At 63.9% G+C, this 18,173-nt stretch carries 12 protein-coding genes and 4 tRNA genes; 10 read left to right on the top strand and 6 right to left on the bottom strand.

Going from position 1 to position 18,173, the window contains the following annotated elements; genetic code table 11:
* The first annotated feature begins 17 nt into the window (after positions 1 to 17).
* Both LU682_RS22680 and LU682_RS22675 read left to right on the top strand, forming a co-directional pair.
* The gene (locus LU682_RS22680) at positions 18 to 851 is read left to right on the top strand and encodes an amidohydrolase family protein (RefSeq protein WP_049587235.1); all 834 of its coding nucleotides are present in this window, start codon (positions 18 to 20) and stop codon (positions 849 to 851) included.
* 157 nt (positions 852 to 1,008) lie between these two features.
* Positions 1,009 to 2,886 (top strand): MFS transporter, encoded by a 1,878-nt coding sequence (locus LU682_RS22675; RefSeq protein WP_049587237.1) that lies wholly within the window; start codon positions 1,009 to 1,011, stop codon positions 2,884 to 2,886.
* Positions 2,887 to 2,889: 3 nt separating this feature from the next.
* On the opposite strand, the gene sugE is transcribed toward LU682_RS22675, so the two are convergent.
* Both sugE and rdgC read right to left on the bottom strand, forming a co-directional pair.
* Complete coding sequence (gene sugE / locus LU682_RS22670; protein ID WP_010952753.1) at positions 2,890 to 3,207, bottom strand: quaternary ammonium compound efflux SMR transporter SugE; 318 nt, start codon at positions 3,205 to 3,207, stop codon at positions 2,890 to 2,892.
* Between the two features lie 217 nt (positions 3,208 to 3,424).
* Positions 3,425 to 4,345, bottom strand: coding sequence for a recombination-associated protein RdgC (gene rdgC / locus LU682_RS22665; RefSeq protein WP_003252510.1), 921 nt, complete (start codon positions 4,343 to 4,345; stop codon positions 3,425 to 3,427).
* A 217-nt stretch (positions 4,346 to 4,562) separates the two neighbouring features.
* On the opposite strand from rdgC, the gene LU682_RS22660 reads away from it, so the two are divergent.
* The 7 genes from LU682_RS22660 (at position 4,563) to nirD (ending at position 12,794) form a co-directional block, all read left to right on the top strand.
* Positions 4,563 to 4,638 (top strand) — tRNA-Val (locus LU682_RS22660).
* A 13-nt stretch (positions 4,639 to 4,651) separates the two neighbouring features.
* Positions 4,652 to 4,728, top strand: a tRNA-Asp gene (locus LU682_RS22655).
* 170 nt (positions 4,729 to 4,898) lie between these two features.
* Positions 4,899 to 4,974: transfer RNA gene (locus LU682_RS22650), tRNA-Val, on the top strand.
* Positions 4,975 to 4,987: 13 nt separating this feature from the next.
* Positions 4,988 to 5,064 (top strand) — tRNA-Asp (locus LU682_RS22645).
* Positions 5,065 to 5,583: 519 nt separating this feature from the next.
* Positions 5,584 to 9,609, top strand: coding sequence for a bifunctional nitrate reductase/sulfite reductase flavoprotein subunit alpha (locus LU682_RS22640; protein ID WP_232857205.1), 4,026 nt, complete (start codon positions 5,584 to 5,586; stop codon positions 9,607 to 9,609).
* 270 nt (positions 9,610 to 9,879) lie between these two features.
* Positions 9,880 to 12,432, top strand: a complete 2,553-nt coding sequence (gene nirB / locus LU682_RS22635) for a nitrite reductase large subunit NirB (protein ID WP_010952756.1) — start codon at positions 9,880 to 9,882, stop codon at positions 12,430 to 12,432.
* Positions 12,432 to 12,794: a nitrite reductase small subunit NirD gene (gene nirD / locus LU682_RS22630; RefSeq protein ID WP_010952757.1), complete on the top strand. Its 363-nt coding sequence runs from the start codon at positions 12,432 to 12,434 to the stop codon at positions 12,792 to 12,794. The genes nirB and nirD overlap by 1 nt, the downstream gene beginning before the upstream one ends.
* Positions 12,795 to 12,921: 127 nt before the next feature.
* Here the strand turns inward: nirD and LU682_RS22625 are convergent, their stop codons facing one another.
* The 4 genes from LU682_RS22625 to LU682_RS22610 all read right to left on the bottom strand — a co-directional run bounded on the left by LU682_RS22625 (position 12,922) and on the right by LU682_RS22610 (position 16,945).
* Positions 12,922 to 13,872, bottom strand: coding sequence for a 2-hydroxyacid dehydrogenase (locus LU682_RS22625; protein WP_010952758.1), 951 nt, complete (start codon positions 13,870 to 13,872; stop codon positions 12,922 to 12,924).
* Between the two features lie 24 nt (positions 13,873 to 13,896).
* Entirely contained in the window at positions 13,897 to 14,655 is a 759-nt protein-coding gene (locus tag LU682_RS22620) for an SDR family oxidoreductase (protein ID WP_010952759.1), read from the bottom strand.
* 18 nt (positions 14,656 to 14,673) lie between these two features.
* Positions 14,674 to 15,384, bottom strand: coding sequence for a fumarylacetoacetate hydrolase family protein (locus tag LU682_RS22615; protein WP_010952760.1), 711 nt, complete (start codon positions 15,382 to 15,384; stop codon positions 14,674 to 14,676).
* A 220-nt stretch (positions 15,385 to 15,604) separates the two neighbouring features.
* Positions 15,605 to 16,945 (bottom strand): MFS transporter, encoded by a 1,341-nt coding sequence (locus LU682_RS22610; RefSeq protein WP_010952761.1) that lies wholly within the window; start codon positions 16,943 to 16,945, stop codon positions 15,605 to 15,607.
* Between the two features lie 295 nt (positions 16,946 to 17,240).
* Here LU682_RS22610 and LU682_RS22605 point away from each other — a divergent pair, with 295 nt between their 5' ends.
* The gene (locus LU682_RS22605) at positions 17,241 to 18,170 is read left to right on the top strand and encodes a helix-turn-helix transcriptional regulator (protein WP_010952762.1); all 930 of its coding nucleotides are present in this window, start codon (positions 17,241 to 17,243) and stop codon (positions 18,168 to 18,170) included.
* Positions 18,171 to 18,173: the final 3 nt, after the last annotated feature.

Below are 18,173 nucleotides of genomic sequence, written 5' to 3'. Positions count from 1 at the left end.
CTGTTTGTATGAGAACCATGCCCGACGCACCCGCTTTGCACCTGACTGCCATCGACAGCCACGCCCACGTGTTCAGCCGTGGGCTGAACCTGGCCAGCCAGCGGCGTTATGCGCCCAACTACGATGCGCCGCTGGGCGACTACCTGGGCCAACTGCGGGCCCATGGTTTCAGCCATGGCGTACTGGTCCAGCCCAGCTTCCTGGGTACCGACAACCGCTACCTGCTCAGCGCCTTGCAGACCGTGCCAGGGCAACTGCGCGGGGTGGTGATGCTGGAGCGGGATGTCGAGCAGGCGACCTTGGCGGAAATGGCCCGATTGGGAGTCAGGGGGGTACGCCTCAACCTCATGGGGCAAGACATGCCTGACCTGACCGGCGCGCAGTGGCGGCCCCTGCTGGAGCGCATCGGCGAGCAGGGTTGGCACGTGGAACTGCACCGTCAGGTGGCGGACATTCCAGTGCTGGTGCGGGCATTGCAGCCCTATGGGCTGGACATCGTGATTGACCATTTCGGCCGCCCGGATGCCCGCCGTGGCCTGGGCCAGCCGGGGTTTGCCGAACTGCTGACCCTGAGCGGTCGGGGCAAGGTGTGGGTGAAGGTGTCCGGCATCTACAGGCTGCAGGGCTCGCCGGAGGAGAACCTGGCATTCGCCCGTCAGGCGCTGTGCGCGCTGGAAGCCCATTACGGCGCAGAGCGGTTGATGTGGGGCAGTGACTGGCCGCATACCCAGCATGAGTCGGAGGTCAGTTTCGGCAGCGCTGTCGAACAGTTCGAGGCCTTGGGTTGTTCAGCGCAGTTGCGCCAGGCACTGTTGCTGGATACCGCGCGGGCGTTGTTTGGTTTCGAGTGACCTAGCGCCAGTGCTGCAACTGCCAGCAGGTCCTTGAACGCAAGCTTGCGTGGTCATGCCTGAGCCGGTGCTTGCCAGCCAGCGCATTTCCCATGCAGATTTGTGGCCCGGCGCGCTTGGCGAGCCTCCAATTGAAAAGCCCTCAGGACCAAGGACGATGAGTCACTCTTCGCAATTCACCTTGCTCGGCAAGCGGCGTTTCCTGCCGTTTTTCATCACTCAGTCGCTGGGTGCCTTCAACGACAACCTGTTCAAGCAGTCGCTGATCCTGGCGATTTTGTTCAAGCTCAGCCTGGGCGATGGTGACCGATCGATCTGGGTCAACTTGTGTGCCTTGCTGTTCATACTGCCGTTTTTCCTGTTTTCGGCGCTGGGCGGGCAGTTTGGCGAGAAGTTCGCCAAGGATGCGCTGATCCGGGCAATCAAACTGGCCGAAATCGTGATCATGGCGATTGGTGCACTGGGCTTTGTCACCAACCATCTGGCGCTGATGCTGGTGGCGCTGTTCGGTATGGGGACCCACTCGGCGCTGTTCGGCCCGGTGAAGTATTCGATCCTGCCGCAGGCCCTGCGCGAGGAAGAGCTGGTGGGCGGTAACGGGCTGGTGGAAACCGGCACCTTCCTCGCCATCCTCGCCGGCACCATCGGCGCGGGCATGATGATGTCGGCCGACAGCTACGCAACGGTGGTAGCCGGTGGCGTGGTCGGCACGGCGGTACTCGGCTACCTCGCCAGCCGCTGGATCCCTCGGGCGGCTGCCGCCTCGCCGCAAATGCCGCTGGACTGGAACATCTTCAAGCAGTCGTGGGTGATCTTGCGCATGGGCCTGGGCCAGCCGCCGGCGGTGTCGCGCTCGATCGTCGGCAACTCGTGGTTCTGGTTTGTCGGCGCCATCTACCTCACGCAGATCCCGGCCTATGCCAAGGATTGGCTGCACGGTGATGGCACGGTGGTGACCCTGGTGCTGACCCTGTTCTCGGTGGGCATTGCCCTGGGCTCGCTGTTGTGCGAGCGGCTCAGTGGACGCAAGGTGGAAATCGGCCTGGTGCCGTTCGGCTCGTTCGGCCTGACCCTGTTCGGCCTGCTGTGGTGGTGGCACTCCGGTGATGTACCGGCTGCAGCAGCGCCGCACGACTGGCTGGCACTGCTGGGCATGAGCCAGGCCTGGTGGATCTTGCTGTCGATCATTGGCCTGGGTGTGTTCGGCGGCTTCTACATCGTACCACTGTATGCGTTGATCCAGGCCCGCACGGCCGAGGACGAGCGCGCCAGGGTGATCGCGGCCAACAACATCCTCAATGCCTTGTTCATGGTGGTGTCGGCGGTGCTCACCATCATCCTGCTAGGCGTGGCCAAGCTGAGCATCCCGCAGCTTTTCCTGGTGGTGTCGCTGCTCAATATCGCGGTCAACACCTATATCTTCAGGATCGTGCCCGAGTTCACCATGCGTTTCCTGATCTGGCTGCTCAGCCATTCGATGTACCGCGTGCAGCACCGAGACCTTGAGCGCATCCCCGACGAAGGTGCAGCGTTGCTGGTGTGCAACCACGTGTCGTTCGTCGATGCGTTGCTGCTGGGCGGGGCTATCCGCCGGCCGATCCGCTTTGTCATGTACTACAAGATCTACAACCTGCCGGTGCTCAACTTCGTGTTTCGCACTGCCGGTGCCATCCCGATTGCCGGGCGTAACGAAGACCAGGCGACGTACGAGCGGGCCTTCGCGCGCATTGCCGAATACCTGGCGGATGGTGAACTGGTGTGCATCTTCCCGGAAGGCAAGCTGACGGGCGATGGCGAAATCGATGTCTTCAAGGGTGGGGTCAGCCGCATCCTCGAAGAAACGCCGGTACCGGTGATTCCGCTGGCCTTGCAGGGGTTGTGGGGTAGCTTCTTCAGCCGTGACCCGGCCAAAGGCTTCTTCAAGCGCCTGTGGTCGCGGGTGACCATCGTGGCAGGCGCCGCCATCCCGGTGGAGGCGGCGCAGCCTGAAGTGTTGCGCGAACAGGTCAGCCGCCTGCGCGGCCCTCTGCGATAGGGGTTAGCTGGCGCTGACTTTCAGGCCGACAAGGCCGCAGACGATCAGCGCCACACTGACCAGCCGCACCAGGGCCATGGACTCGCCGAACAGAATGATCCCGGCGATGACCGTACCGACTGCGCCTACGCCGGTCCAGATGGCATAGGCGGTGCCCAGCGGCAGTTCCTTCATGGCCAGGCCCAGCAGGCCCAGGCTGATGACCATGGCGCCGACGGTAAGGACAGTGGGTAGCGGTCGAGTGAAACCGTCGGTGTATTTGAGGCCGACGGCCCAGCCGACCTCGAACAGGCCGGCGAAAAACAGGATGATCCAGGACATGAGTGTGTCTCCATCGTTTGAATGATGGGGCCGTCCCCGGAGTGGTCACGCGGTGCGTCGTGAGGTCGTCCTCACCGTGGGCACCATGGTGCCTGTCTGCGGCCTTGCGGGCAAGACCGCGCCTGCAAGGGGTTACCACTTGCAGGCGCGGGTTTACCCGCGAAGAGGCCGGTGCTGGCAGAAAACGATTCAGGCCAGCACCTGCATTTCATACCAATCAGACCCCTTGCGGAATCTCTTCACCACCCAGCGCCTCGAACAGCACCGGCAGGAATTCGGCAAAGGTCATCATCATCAACTGGAAGCTGGCATCGAACTGCTGCGCAGCCTCATCGCCACCGTCCTGCTCGGCCTGCTCCTGCAGCAGCTCTTCGAACTTCAGGCGCTTGATGACCATCTTGTCGTCGAGGATGAACGACAGCTTGTCTTGCCAGGCCAGGGCCAGCTGGGTCACCACTTTGCCGGTGCTCAGGTGCAGCTGGATCTCTTCGCCGGTCAGGTCCTGGCGCTTGCAGCGCACGATACCGCCATCTTCGGCGGTGTCGCGCAGTTCGCACTCGTCCAGCACATAGAAGCCTTCGGCGGCTTGCTGCGATTTGACCCAGTCGGTCATGGTGGCCACTGGCGCAATCTTCACCGTGGCCGGGCGCACCGGCAGCGAGCCCATCACTTCACGCAGGGTCGACAGCAGGTCTTCGGCGCGCTTGGCGCTGGCCGAGTTGACCAGGATCACACCCAGGCGCGGGGCAATGGCAGCGAAAATCATCGAGCGGCGGATGAACGCACGCGGCAGGAACGCCTGGATGATTTCGTCCTTGATCTGGTCGCGTTCCTTTTTATAGACCTTGCGCATTTGCTCGGTCTCGATCTCTTCGACCTTTTCCTTGACCGCGTCGTTGACCACGCTGCTCGGCAGGATGCGTTCTTCCTTGCGCGCGGCAATCAGCAGGTACTCGCCGCTGACATGCACCAGGGGAGCGTCTTCGCCTTTGCCGAACGGCGCGACGAAACCATAAGTGGTCAGCTCCTGGCTGGCGCAGGGGCGGGCCGGCTTGCTGGCCAGGGCGGCTTCCAGCGCTTCAGGCTCGAACGGAACTTCCTGGGTCAGGCGGTAGGTCAGCAGGTTCTTGAACCACATGAGGGGCAATCTCTCCTTAATGCATAAGGCGGGCATTATTCTCCGAGTGGTGAATTCAGGCCAGCCCTGTCAGAGGGCCAGCAGTGGCTTATGCATGAAAGAATCGCCCGGTAACGCTAGGTCTTTGAAAGGTCTGAGGTTTTTTTTGCAAAAAGTTTAAAAAGTGCTTGCCAGGGTGCGGGGCGCTCCGTAGAATGCGCGCCACACCGAGAGACATGGGTGATTAGCTCAGCCGGGAGAGCATCTGCCTTACAAGCAGAGGGTCGGCGGTTCGATCCCGTCATCACCCACCACTCGATGTATAGCGCAGCGGTAGTTCAGTCGGTTAGAATACCGGCCTGTCACGCCGGGGGTCGCGGGTTCGAGTCCCGTCCGCTGCGCCATATTCCACTTCCAGGGCCCACTGAACACCCGGAAGTAACAAAGAAAGCGACCTTAGAGTCGCTTTTTTTGTGCCTGATTTTTGGTGTTTGACCGAAGTGTGAAAAAACTTCGATAAGTGCTTGCCAGAGCGCCAAGTCGCCCGTAGAATGCGCGCCACACCGAGAGACATGGGTGATTAGCTCAGCCGGGAGAGCATCTGCCTTACAAGCAGAGGGTCGGCGGTTCGATCCCGTCATCACCCACCACTCGATGTATAGCGCAGCGGTAGTTCAGTCGGTTAGAATACCGGCCTGTCACGCCGGGGGTCGCGGGTTCGAGTCCCGTCCGCTGCGCCATATTCCACTTCCAGGGCCCACTGAACACCCGGAAGTAAAAAAGAAAGCGACCTTAGGGTCGCTTTTTTTATTTCTGCATCATGCAATCGTTTACGCCCTGCAACAAGGGGCTAGCTGCGCCACTCTTCTTCCCGCAGCGTCAGCACCTCAAACCCGTCCTCGATCACCGGCATCTCCTGGGACATGGGAGGGCAGTGCTCATGCTGGAAATTGCCCCAGCAAAGCGCCTGGGAGCATGAGGTTGCCACCGCATGGTGCGTAACCTGTGCAGGCCTCTTCGCGGGCACGCCCGCTCCCACAGGTACTGCGCCGCCCTCAGGCCTTGCGATATCCCTGTGGGAGCGGGCATGCCCGCGAAAGGGCCGGTATAGCTGGCCCATAAATTGCTGATCTACCTCATCCCGGGCTGTCAACGTCGACAGCCCTCACCACTTCACGACAAAGGCGCCGTGTTGCCCCGCTTGCATCAGCATGCCGGGGCAGCCGGCGCCTTTTTGCGTTTTCCACAGGAGCCCGCCCATGGCCAACAGCGAAGTACGCAGCGTCTGCCCCTACTGCGGCGTGGGCTGCGGCATCGTCATGAGCGTTGCCGATGGCAAGGTCGGCAAGATCAGCGGCGACAAGCTGCACCCGAGCAACTTTGGCCGCTTATGCACCAAAGGCCTCACCGCACACCAGCCACTGAGTGCCAGCGGGCGCATGGCCGACGCCTACCTGCGCCAGCAACGCAGCCAGCCGCCAGTGCGCACCAGCATGGACCAGGCCATCGCTGCCACCGCCGAGCGTCTGCGCGGCATCATCGACCAGCACGGCCCGGATGCCGTGGCGCTGTACGTGTCCGGGCAAATGTCGCTGGAGGCCCAGTACCTGGCCAACAAGTTGGCCAAGGGCTTTATCCGTACGCGCCACATCGAGTCCAACTCGCGCCTGTGCATGGCCAGCGCCAGCAGTGGCTACAAGCTGTCGCTTGGCGCCGATGGCCCACCTGGCAGTTACCAGGACTTCGAGCACGCCGACGTATTTCTGGTGATCGGCGCCAACATGGCCGACTGCCACCCGATCCTGTTCCTGCGCCTGCTTGATCGGGTCAAGGCCGGTGCGAAGCTGATCGTCGTCGACCCGCGGCGCAGCGCAACCGCCGACAAGGCCGACCTGTTTCTGCAGGTGCGCCCCGGCAGTGACATGGCCTTGCTCAACGGCCTTTTGCACCTGCTGCATCGCAACGGCCACACCAACCCCGATTTCATCGCCCGCCACACCGAAGGCTGGGACGAAATGCCGGCCTTCCTCGACGACTATACCCCCGAGCGCGTCGCCGCCATCACCGGGCTGGCCGAGGCCGATATCATCAAGGCCGCCGAATGGATCGGCAGCGCCAACAACTGGATGAGCTGCTGGACCATGGGCTTGAACCAGAGCATTCACGGCACCTGGCACAGCAACGCCATCTGTAACCTGCACTTGGCCACGGGTGCCATCTGCCGCCCCGGTAGCGGCCCGTTCTCGCTGACCGGCCAACCCAATGCCATGGGCGGCCGCGACATGGGCTACATGGGGCCCGGCTTGCCAGGCCAGCGCTCAGCCTTGGTGGAAGATGACCGCGCGTTCGTCGAACGGCAGTGGCAACTGCCACCCGGCAGCCTGCGCAGCGAGGGGGGCGAGGGTACGGTGGCGCTGTTCGGGCAGATGAAAGCCGGTGAAGTGAAAGCCTGCTGGGTCATCTGCAGCAACCCGGTGGCCAGTGTCGCCAACCGTCAGCAAGTGATCGACGGCCTGCGCAAGGCCGAACTGGTCATTACCCAGGACGCCTTCCTCGACACCGAAACCAACCGTTACGCCGACATCCTGCTGCCGGCCGCGCTGTGGGCCGAAGGCGAGGGTGTGATGATCAACAGCGAGCGCAACCTGACCCTGATGCCACGCGCTGTCGAGCCCCCCGGGCAAAGCTTGCCGGACTGGCAGATCATTGCCCGCGTGGCGTGTGCCATGGGCTATGCCGACGCCTTCGACTACCCCAATGCCGAAGCGGTGTATGAGGAAATACGCCGCTTCCACAACCCCTCAACCGGTTATGACCTGCGCGGTATCGGCTATGCCGAATTGCGGACACAGCCGCGCCAGTGGCCTTGTGCACCGGGCAGCGAGCAGCATCGTAGCCCGCTGCGCTACCTCAACGACGGCAGCAGCCAGGCGCTCCTGCTCGATGCCCGAGGTAGGCGGCCGGCACTGGCCTTTCCCACCGCCAGCGGCAAGGCGCACTTCTTTGCCCGGCCCTGGTTGCCGGCAGCGGAAGTGCCGGACGATGACTACCCCATGGTGCTGAATACCGGTCGCGTGCAGCACCAGTGGCACACGTTGACCAAGACCGGCAAGGTGCCGGCGCTGAACAAACTGGAGCCCGGCCCCTACCTTGAGATTCACCCCGAGGATGCCGCCCGGCTGGGTGTCGCTGAAAAGGACCAGGTGGCCGTTCGCTCGCGCCGGGGGCAGGCCGTGTTGCCGGCGCGCATCAGTGACCGGGTCATGCCGGGCAACTGCTTTGCGCCGTTTCACTGGAACGACCTGATCGGCGAGCAATTGGCGATCAATGCCGCGACCTGCGATGCGGTCGACCCGCTGTCGCTGCAGCCTGCCTTCAAGCACTGCGCCGTAGCCCCGGAGCGGGTCGCAGGCGAGCGCATCGACGCCCTTGATCTGAACACTGCCACTGTAGAGCCTGTCCGCATGCCGACCGCCACCCTGTCCCGTCTGCTTGGCCTGCACACCTTGCCGGTTCCGGTGCTGGCCGAAGAAGAGCGTCATTACCTGCAAGGTTTCCTGCTGGGCCTGGACCAGGCCCGCGCCGAGGGCGTACCCCGCCTGCCGGCCAGTGCGCCGCTGGCTGCCAGCCGTCGTTTGTTTGTCGACGGCTTGCTGGCCGGGCTGTTCGCCCAGCCTGCAACTGCACCCATCGCGGCACAGGCCGCGCCATGGCATCAGGTGCTGTGGGCCTCGCAGACCGGCAATGGTGAGCAGCTGGCGGAACGCTGTGCCGCGCGCCTGCGCGGTGCCGGTCTGAATGTGCAACTCAGCTGCCTGGAGGCGGTCAGCCCAAGCCAGCTGCAGGGTGCTGCCAGTGTGGTGTTGATCGCCAGCACCTTTGGCGATGGCGACGCGCCCGACAGCGGCGCGGCCTTCTGGCAGGCTTTGCAGGGCGAGGAGGGCGCTCACTGCGCCGGGCTGCCCTATGCCGTACTGGCCCTGGGCGACTCCAGTTACGACCAGTTCTGCGGTTTTGGCCGCAAGCTCGACCAGCGCCTGGCCGAGCTGGGAGGGCATCGCCTGCTGGCGCGGGTGGACTGCGAGCCCGACTTCGACGAAGCCTTTGCTGGCTGGCTCGAAGCGTTATTGCCTGCACTGGGCACTGCCGCGGCGCCATCTCCGGCGAGTGAACCTGCACCCGTATCGGCCTTCAGCAAGCAGCAACCCTGGATGGCCACCGTACTGGAAAACCGCCTGCTCAATGGCCCCGGCGCCAGCAAGGAAACCCGCCAGCTGGTCTTCGATCTGGGCGGCAGCGGCTTCAGTTACGCTGCCGGCGATGCCCTGGGCGTATGGCCGCGCAACTGCCCGGCCCTGGTGGAAGAGCTGCTGACGCTGATGCAGCTCGATGGCCAGGCTATGGTCGAGCTTAAAGGTCATAGCACCATGCCATTGGCCGAAGCCCTGCGAGCACACCTGGAAATTGCCAAGGTCACTGCGCAACAACTGCAGGCATTTGCCAGCAACGCGCCTGACCTGCAGCGCTTGCTGCAGCCTGAATGCAAGGCCGAGCTGCAAGATTGGCTGTGGGGCCGGCAGTTGGTCGATGTGCTGCGCGCCTTCCCCCAGCAGTTGCCGCTGGCCAGCTGGCTGGAACTGCTCAAACCATTGCAGCCGCGGCTCTATTCGATCAGTTCCAGCCCGCTGGCGCACCCAGGCCAGGTGCATCTGACGGTATCGACGGTGCGTTATGGCGAACGTAAAGGCGTGTGCTCAAGTTTCCTTGCCGACCGTGCGCAGGTGCAAAAGGTGGCGATCTTCCCGCAGGTGTCGAAGCACTTTCGCTTGCCCGAGGACGACAGCGTGCCGGTGATCATGGTGGGCCCTGGTACTGGCATTGCACCGTTCCGTGCGTTTCTCGAGGAGCGAGAGGCACGGGGGGCAAAAGGCGACAACTGGCTGTTCTTCGGCGAGCAGTACGCAGCGACCGATTTCTATTACCAGGAGCAGTTGCAGGCCTGGCAAGCGGCGGGGCACCTGCGGCTGGACACGGCGTTCTCGCGGGACCAGGTCGAGAAGATCTATGTGCAGCAGCGCATGCTCGAGCAGGGTGCGCTGTTGTGGCAATGGCTGGAGGCGGGGGCGTATTTCTATGTGTGTGGCGATGCGCAGCGCATGGCCAGGGATGTGGATGCGGCGTTGCGGGTGATTGTCGCCGAGCATGGCCGGATGGATGCGGCGGCGGCTGCGGCTTATGTCGAAGGCTTGAGCAAGGCCAGGCGTTATCGGCGCGATGTGTACTGAAGTGCTCCAAGATGGGGTGTTGTGCACCTTGAATGTGCATTGGCTGGGCGGGCCCAGCGCAAGTGTAGGAGCGGGTTTACCCGCGAAGAGGCCGACACAGGCAACCCAGGCAACCCACGCAACCCGATTGGCACGCTCCCTGCTTAACCTCGGATACAACAAAGCCCACTGATCAACGGCGATCAACCGGGCCCCCTACCGTGATGAATACAGGCAAAGGCGCCTGGAGCTTCGGCTCCAGGCGCTTTTTTTTTGATCGAGGATCGGCTTATGAAGGCAACAGCGAGCAGCGGGCAACGAGAGCGACTGGTCATCGTCGGCAACGGCATGGTCGGCCACCATTGCGTCGAACAACTGGTCAGTCGCGGCGCCCTGCAGCGCTTCGAGGTGCGGGTATTCGGCGAAGAGCGCCAACGCGCGTATGACCGCGTGCACCTGTCCGAATACTTCGGCGGCAGCTGTGCCGAAACCCTGGCCCTGTGTGAGCACGATTTCTACGAGGCCAATGGCGTGCACCTGCACCTGGGTGAGGCCGTGCTGGAGATCGACCGCGAGCGCCGCGAAGTCGTCACTGCCGCAGGTCGCTATGGCTACGACCAACTGGTGCTGGCCACCGGCTCCTATCCCTTCGTGCCGCCGATCGAAGGCTCCAGCGGCAATGCCCGCCTGGTCTACCGCACCCTGGACGACCTCGATGGCATTCGTGCTGCCGCAGCCGGTGCCCGCCGAGGGGTGGTGGTCGGCGGCGGCCTGCTTGGCCTGGAAGCGGCCAACGCCCTCAAGTCGCTGGGGCTGGAAGCTCACGTGGTGGAATTCGCCCCACGGCTGATGCCGGTACAGCTGGACGGCGAGGGCGGTGCCGCGTTGAAGGCGCAGATCGAAGCGCTAGGTGTGGGGGTGCACCTGTCGCGCGCCACCCAGTCGGTCAGTGCCGGTGAAACCTACCGCTACCGCATGAACTTCGACGGCGGTGAGCACCTGGAAACCGACCTGATCGTGTTCTCCGCCGGTATCCGCCCACAGGATGCACTGGGCCGGGGTTGCGGCCTGGACATCGCCGCGCGCGGTGGCGTGGTCATCGATAACCACTGCCGCAGCAGCGACCCCCGCATCTTCGCCATCGGCGAGTGCGCCTCGTGGAACGGCAGCGTGTTCGGCCTGGTCGCCCCGGGCTACAGCATGGCGCGCAACCTGGCCGGGCTGCTGATGGGCGAGGCGGCGGTGGCGTTCACCGGCGCCGACATGTCGACCAAGCTCAAGCTGCTGGGTGTGGATGTCGGTTCGATCGGCGATGCCCACGGTGCCACGCCGGGCGCGCGCAGCTATCGCTTCATCGATGAAGCCAACAGCGCTTACCGCCGTTTGGTGGTGGATGCCAGCGGCAAGCACGTGCTCGGCGCGGTGCTGGTCGGCGACAACAGCTATTACGACACCCTGTTGCAGTACGCCCAGAACGGCATCGCCCTGCCGGCCGACCCGGCAGCGCTGATCTTGCCGCAAGGCGGTGGTGCGCCGGCCCTGGGCGCCGATGCGCTGCCCGACAGCGCGACCATCTGCTCCTGCCACAACGTCAGCAAGGGGGCGGTGTGCGCCGCGATCGACAGCGGCTGCAGCGACCTCGCTGCGGTCAAGGGCTGCACCAAGGCCGCGACCGGCTGCGGTGGTTGCGCGGCCCTGCTCAAGCAAGTCTTCGAGCACGAACTGACGGCCCGCGGCGTGGCGGTGGACAAGAGCCTGTGCGAGCACTTTGCCTACACCCGGCAGGAGCTGTACGGGTTGGTGCGGGTGGAGGGTATCCGCACTTTCAGCGAACTGCTCGAGCGCCATGGCAAGGGCCATCTGGGGTGTGACATCTGCAAGCCGGCGGTGGGCAACATTCTCGCCTCGTGCTGGAACCAGCCGATCATGGACCCGGCGTTGGTGCCGCTGCAGGACACCAACGACACCTTCATGGCCAACATGCAGAAAAACGGCACCTATTCGGTGGTGCCGCGCATTCCCGGTGGTGAAATAACCCCCGACAAGCTCATCGTCATCGGCCAGGTGGCCAAGAAATACGACCTGTACACCAAGATCACCGGTGGCCAGCGCATCGACCTGTTCGGCGCCCAGTTGCACGAGCTGCCGCTGATCTGGGGCGAACTGATCGAGGCCGGTTTCGAAACCGGCCACGCCTACGGCAAGTCGACCCGCACGGTAAAGTCGTGCGTGGGCAGCACCTGGTGCCGTTACGGCGTGCAGGACAGTGTCGCCATGGCCCTGCGCCTGGAAGATCGCTACAAGGGCCTGCGCAGCCCCCACAAGCTCAAGTTCGCGGTATCGGGATGCACCCGTGAATGCGCCGAGGCGCAGAGCAAGGACATCGGCGTTATCGCCACCGACAAGGGCTGGAACCTGTACGTGTGCGGTAACGGCGGCATGCGCCCGCGGCATGCCGAGCTGTTCGCCACCGACCTGGACGACGAAGCCCTGGTACGCCTGATCGACCGCGTGCTGATGTTCTACATCCGCACGGCCGACAAGCTGCAGCGCACCTCGGTGTGGCGCGAAAACCTGGAAGGCGGGCTGGACTACCTGAAGCAGGTGATCATCGACGACAGCCTGGGCCTGGCCAGCGAGCTGGAAAGCCAGATGCAGCATGTGGTCGACCAGTATGAATGCGAATGGGCCAATGCCCTCAACGACCCGGAGAAGCTCAAGCGCTTCCGTACCTTTGTCAACGATCGCCGCGCCGACCCGGACGTGCACTTCGTGCGCGAACGCGAACAACGCCGGCCCGCTGCACCGCTGCACCTGATCCCAACTGTCGAGGAGGCTGTTTGATGAACCTGGCCAATGCTGCTGTGAACACGCAAGAAAACTGGCAGACGGTGTGCCAGGCACAAGACCTGGTGGCCGACTCCGGCGTCGTGGTTTGGCTCGATGGGGCCCAGGTGGCGTTGTTCTACCTGCCGGGGCAGGCCCAGCCGCTGTACGCGGTGGACAACCGCGACCCACGCTCCGGTGCCAATATCATCGGTCGTGGGCTGGTGGGCAGTGTGCAAGGTGAGTTGGTGGTGGCAGCGCCGCTCTACAAGCAGCACTTCAGCCTGCTGAGTGGGGAGTGTCTGGAGGATGCCGGGCAGAGGTTGCGGGTGTGGCCGGTGCGGTTGAAGGGGGAGGCGGTGGAGCTGGCGGTGGCCTGATACCCCTTTGCTGCCTGTGCCGGCCTCTTCGCGGGCAAGCCCGCTCCTACGGAATCTGCACCGCCTTGTAATACGGCGCCGACCCTGTGGGAGCGGGCTTGCCCGCGAAGAGGCCAGCACAAGCCGACTAGATAACCAACCCCTGCGGCGTGCGCCCGGCAAACACATCCACCAGGCTGGCCACCACCATCTCGCCCATGCGCGTGCGTGTCTGTACAGTGGCACTGGCGCGATGCGGTTGCAGGACTACATCTTCGCGCTCGAACAACGCCTCGGGCGCTCGCGGTTCATCGGCAAACACATCCAGCGCCGCGCCACCGATCTCGCCAGCCTGCAGCGCGGCGATCAACGCAGGCTCATCTACCAGCTTGCCGCGTGCGATGTTGATCAGGTACCCCTCGCTGCCCAACGCCTGAAGCACGTCGCGATTGATCAGCGCCTCGCCCTTGTCAGCCGCCGCTGCGAGGATCAGCGCATCGCTGTCCTTGGCCAACTGCAGCAGATCTGCCTCGAACCCGTAGGGCACATCCAGTGCCTGTAGATCGGTGTAGCGGATCGGGCAACCGAAGGCTGCCGCCCGCTGTGCTACCGCCCGCCCGACCCGGCCCATGCCGACGATGCCCACGCGCATGCCCGACACCTGCCGGGCCAGTGGCAGCGGTGCCAGCGGCGTGGTGCTGGTGGCCCAACGGCCGGCGCGAACGAAGCGGTCACCGGTGCAGATCCCCCGGCACAAGCCGATCAGCAGGCCGATGGCAAGATCGGCGACGTCCTCGGTGAGCGCACCGATGGTCGCCGTCACCTGGATGCCGCGATCACGGGCATAGGCCAGGTCTACCGCGTCGGTGCCGACGCCATTGACGGCGATCACTTCGAGGTTGGGCAGGCGCGCCATCAGCGCCTGGCTGATGCCGGTGTGGCCGCCGGTGATCACGCCGCGAATATTGCCAGCATGCTGGCTGACGTAGGCCTCCTTGTCGGCCTGTTCGTAGTAGCGGTGTACGGTGAACAGCTGTTCCAGGCGCTCACGGATCTGCGGGATCAGGATAGGGCTCAGTTGCAGGACTTCTGGTTTCATCGGTCACTCCATCATAAACAGGGATCAGCCACGGCCAACGAATGGCATGTTGCTGGCCATCACGGTCATGTTCAGTACGTTGGCGTCGAGCGGCAGCGCTGCTATGTAGCGCACCGCATCGGCCACATGCCGCACGTCGAGCATCGGCTCGGCGGCGATCTCGCCATTGGCCTGGCGCACCCCCCGGGTCATGCGCTCGGACAACTCGGTCAGGGCGTTGCCGATGTCCACCTGGCTGCACACGATGTGGTAAGGCCGACCATCCAGCGCCAGCGCCTTGGTCAGGCCCAGCACCGCATGCTTGCTGGCGGTGTAAGGTGCGGTGAACGGGCGTGGGGTGTGCGCCGAGATCGAGCCGTTGTTGATGATCCGCCCGCCTTGCGGCTGCTGGCGACGCATAAGGCCGAAGGCGGCGCGGGCGCACAGGAATACACCATCGACGTTGGTGGCGATGACGTTGCGCCAGTTCTCCAACGGCAGCTCGTCGACGGGTACAGCGGGGGCGTTGATGCCGGCATTGTTGAACATCACATCGAGGCGGCCATGCACCTCCTCGATGGTGGCGAACAAGTGCGCGACGCTTTGCTCATCGCGCACGTCAGTGGGAACGGCCAAGGCCTCACCGCCCGCTGCTAGCGCTTGCTCGACGACGGCTTGTAGCGGTTCGGCGCGGCGCCCGGCGAGGACCAGGCTGAAGTTGTCCTCGAGCAGGGCGAGGGCGACGGCACGGCCGATGCCACTGCCAGCACCGGTGACCAGCGCGACTTTCTTGTTTTGGCTCATCGATAGGCTCCAACAGGTTCAGGCGGCGTTGGCGGTATGCCCGACAGGGCGAGGACCGACGTGCAGGTGCAGTTCGCCGATACCATCGATGCCGGCGTGAAGGGTGTCGCCCGGGTTCAGCGGTGCCACGCCGGGCGGGCTGCCGGTCATGATCAGGTCGCCCGGGCGCAGCGGCAGTTGGCGAGACAGCCTGCTGATCACTTCAGCCAATGCCCAGGTCTGCTGGCTGAGGTGTGCACGTTGGCGCTCCTGGCCATTGACCTGCAGCCATAGCGACGTATCCAGCGGCCAGTCGCATTCACTGGCAGGGACGATGGCGGTCATCGGTGCCGAAGCCTCGAATACCTTGGCGGCTTCCCACGGCAGGCCCTCGGCCTTGGCCTTGCGCTGATGATCGCGACGGGTCATGTCCAGACCGGCGGCAAAGCCGAACACGTGCTCCAGGGCATGCTCGCGGGCGATGTTGGCGCCGCCTTTGGCGATGGCCGCGACCAGCTCGATTTCATGGCAGAACTCGTCGGTCTGCGGCGGGAAGGGCAGTTCGCCCAGTGCCTCGACCACGTTGCTTGCCGGTTTCATGAAAAACACAGGCTCCTGCGGCGCCGCGCCGTAGGATTCCGGCCACGGGTAGTTGCGGCCGAGGCAGAACACCCGGCCGACCGGGAAGCGCGCATCGCTGCCGCGGATCGGCAGGCTGACGATGGCCGGCGGGTTGAACAGGTAAGTCATGGGTGGATCCTCCTTACTGGAGTGGTCAGCGTATCCAGCGGCTGGCCGGCAAAGTTGGACGAAAGCGGGGTTGGGTTGGACTATCCAAGGCACCTGTACCGGCCCTTTCGCGGCTGAAGCCGCTCCTACAGGGATAGCGTCAAACCCAGGGGCAATACCGTCCCCCTGCAGGCACGGCTTTAGCCGCGAAGAGGCCGGTACCGTCAATACACGCCTTGGCTCAGCCCGCAGTCTTCAGCTCGATGCGATACAGCTTCCCAAGCAGCAGCGAGTAAGACAGTGTGCCCATCAACGCCACACCACCGATGAACCAGAACGCCATGGCGAACGAGCCACTGGCGTGCACGATGGCGCCGATCACGATCGGTGTGACGATGCCGCCGATGTTCGCCGCCAGGCTGGTAATGCCGCCGGTCAGGCCGATCAGCTCTTTTGGCGCCACTTCCGACACGGCAGCCCACGACGACGAGGCTATGCCCTGGGCAAAGAACGCCAGGGTCAGCACGGCGATGCACAGCACATTGGAGTCGGTGAAGTTCACCAGCACGATCGACATCCCCAGCATCGAGCCCACCACCAGCGGCAGCTTGCGGGCAAACGACAGCGAGTAGCCCTTGCGGATCAGCAGGTCGGAGACGATGCCCGCCAGGAGGATGCCGACCGTGGCACCAATGAACGGCATGACCGCGAAGATGCCGACCTTGATCAGCGTCAGCTGGCGTTCTTCGATCAGGTAAGTGGGGAACCAGGTAAGGAAGAAGTACAGTGCCGAGGTGCTGGCGAACTTGCCCAGGCAGATCGCCCAGACCTGGCGATAGCGGAACAGTTCGGCAACCTGGCGCCAGTCGAAGCGCGTACGTTCCTGGCTGCTCTTCACCAGGCCACCGCCGTTCTCGATGTAGGCCAGTTCTTCCTTGCTTACCTTCTTGCAGTTCAGCGGGTCGCGGTACAGCACCAGCCACACGACGCCGAACAGGATGCCGACCAGACCGGTGCTGTAGAACACGTGGCGCCAGTCATAGGTGGTCGCCAGCCACAGCAGCGCACCGGTGAACAGCGCGGTGCCCAGGTACTGGCCACATACGTAGATGCTGCTGGCCATGCCGCGCTCGCGAGCGGGGAACCATACCGTAACCGCACGGCTGTTGGCCGGGAAGGCCGGGGCCTCCATGGCGCCGACCGCCAGGCGCAGGCCGAACAGTGAGGCGAAGCCGCTGGCCAGGCCCTGGGCCACGGTGACCGCCGACCAGCTGATCAGCGACACGCCATAGGTCAGGCGTGAGCCGAAGCGGTCGGCAATGAAGCCAGCCGGTACCAGGGCCAACGCGTAGGTCCAGGCGAATGCGGAGAAAATCAGGCCCATCTCGACCTTGTCCAGGCCCAGGTCTTTGGCCATGAACGGCGCTGCGATGGAAATGTTCACCCGGTCGACGTAGTTGATGATGGTCGCCACCAGCAGCAGCGACAGCATGAACCAGCGGCGGCGGGTAGGCAGGCGCTGGGCGGGGGCCGCGTCCAGCGTGTACGACGACGCGGCGCGGGGGGTAGGCGTGCTCGACATGAGTCGACCTCGTTTGTTGTTGTAGGTAGAGGTTGGGCTGCAGTCCCTTTTCTAAGGTGGTCGTACAACGCGGTGAATGCAACGGGGTATTTAGACCGTTTTTTTCATTGGAGGCGGGGCAGTGCTGTGCTGTCCAAGAAATTTCTCAGCCAGGGTTTCGCCCGAAATATTGGCTGAATAGCGCATTCTCAGAGGGCTGCGTGGATTTTCGGTTGCGCAGGTTTTTGCATAAGGGGTTAAATTGCAGAGTTTGGACATCGTACAACTTAAAGCGCCCGTATCCCGGAGATTGCCCATGCCCCCCAAGCGCGAGGTTCCGACCTATGTCATGCAGCAGCGCAGCGAGCTGATGGATTTCTACATCCGCGACCAGCGCGGGCGTCCCGCCGAGACCGCGCCGCATCGTCATGAGTACTTCCAGATCCAGGTCAATCTTGGCGGCGACACGGTGCAACACATCGGCAGCGTGCAACGCCCATTCAGACGCAACACCCTGGCCTTCATCCTGCCGCACCGGGTGCATGTAATACCGCATCCGGCGGACAGCGACTTCGTGGTGATCAATTTCTCCCAGACGTTCCTGCTGCCGCACCTGGCCTGCGACCCGATGGACCTGGAGGAAGTGTCGATCCTGCAGGCGCCGGAGCTGTCGCCGTTCCGCTTTCAGGAGCATCTCGACTTCCACCTGAGTGACCCGGACTTTGCCGAGGTACGACAAACCCTCGAGCGCATGCGTGCGCTGGATGCCAACCGCCGTTTCGGCACCCGCGAAATCCTCAAAGGCCTGTTGCTGCAGCTGATCGGCCAGGTCTGTGGCCTGTATGCCGAGCCGCTGCGCGAACTGGCCGACAGCAACGCGGCCCAGCTCAGCCGCCGCGCCGCGCTGGGCCGCATGAGCGACTACCTGCGCCGGCATATCGACGACCCCGATCTGAACCTGCAGAAAGTCGCCGCCGCCACCTACCTGTCGCCGACCTACCTGACCCACTGGCTGCGCAAGGAAATCGGCAAGACCTTCAGCGAGCTGGTGCTGGAGCGGCGCATGCACGCCGCACGCAACTACCTGCTCAACGGCAGCCGCCCGGTGGGCGAGGTGGCGCGACTATGTGGCTTTGCGGACGAAGCCTACTTCTCTCGACGTTTCCGCCAGATCCACGGCCTGCCACCTGGCCAGTTCCGCCGCCAGCAACGTGACCCGGATACGCCGCAGGCGGCAATGCTTTAAGCC

This window comes from Pseudomonas alloputida (assembly GCF_021283545.2).
In the GTDB taxonomy this organism is placed as follows: domain Bacteria; phylum Pseudomonadota; class Gammaproteobacteria; order Pseudomonadales; family Pseudomonadaceae; genus Aquipseudomonas; species Aquipseudomonas alloputida.
Note: the sequence above shows the minus strand (reverse complement) of the source record. Positions and strands in the feature narration are given on the sequence as shown.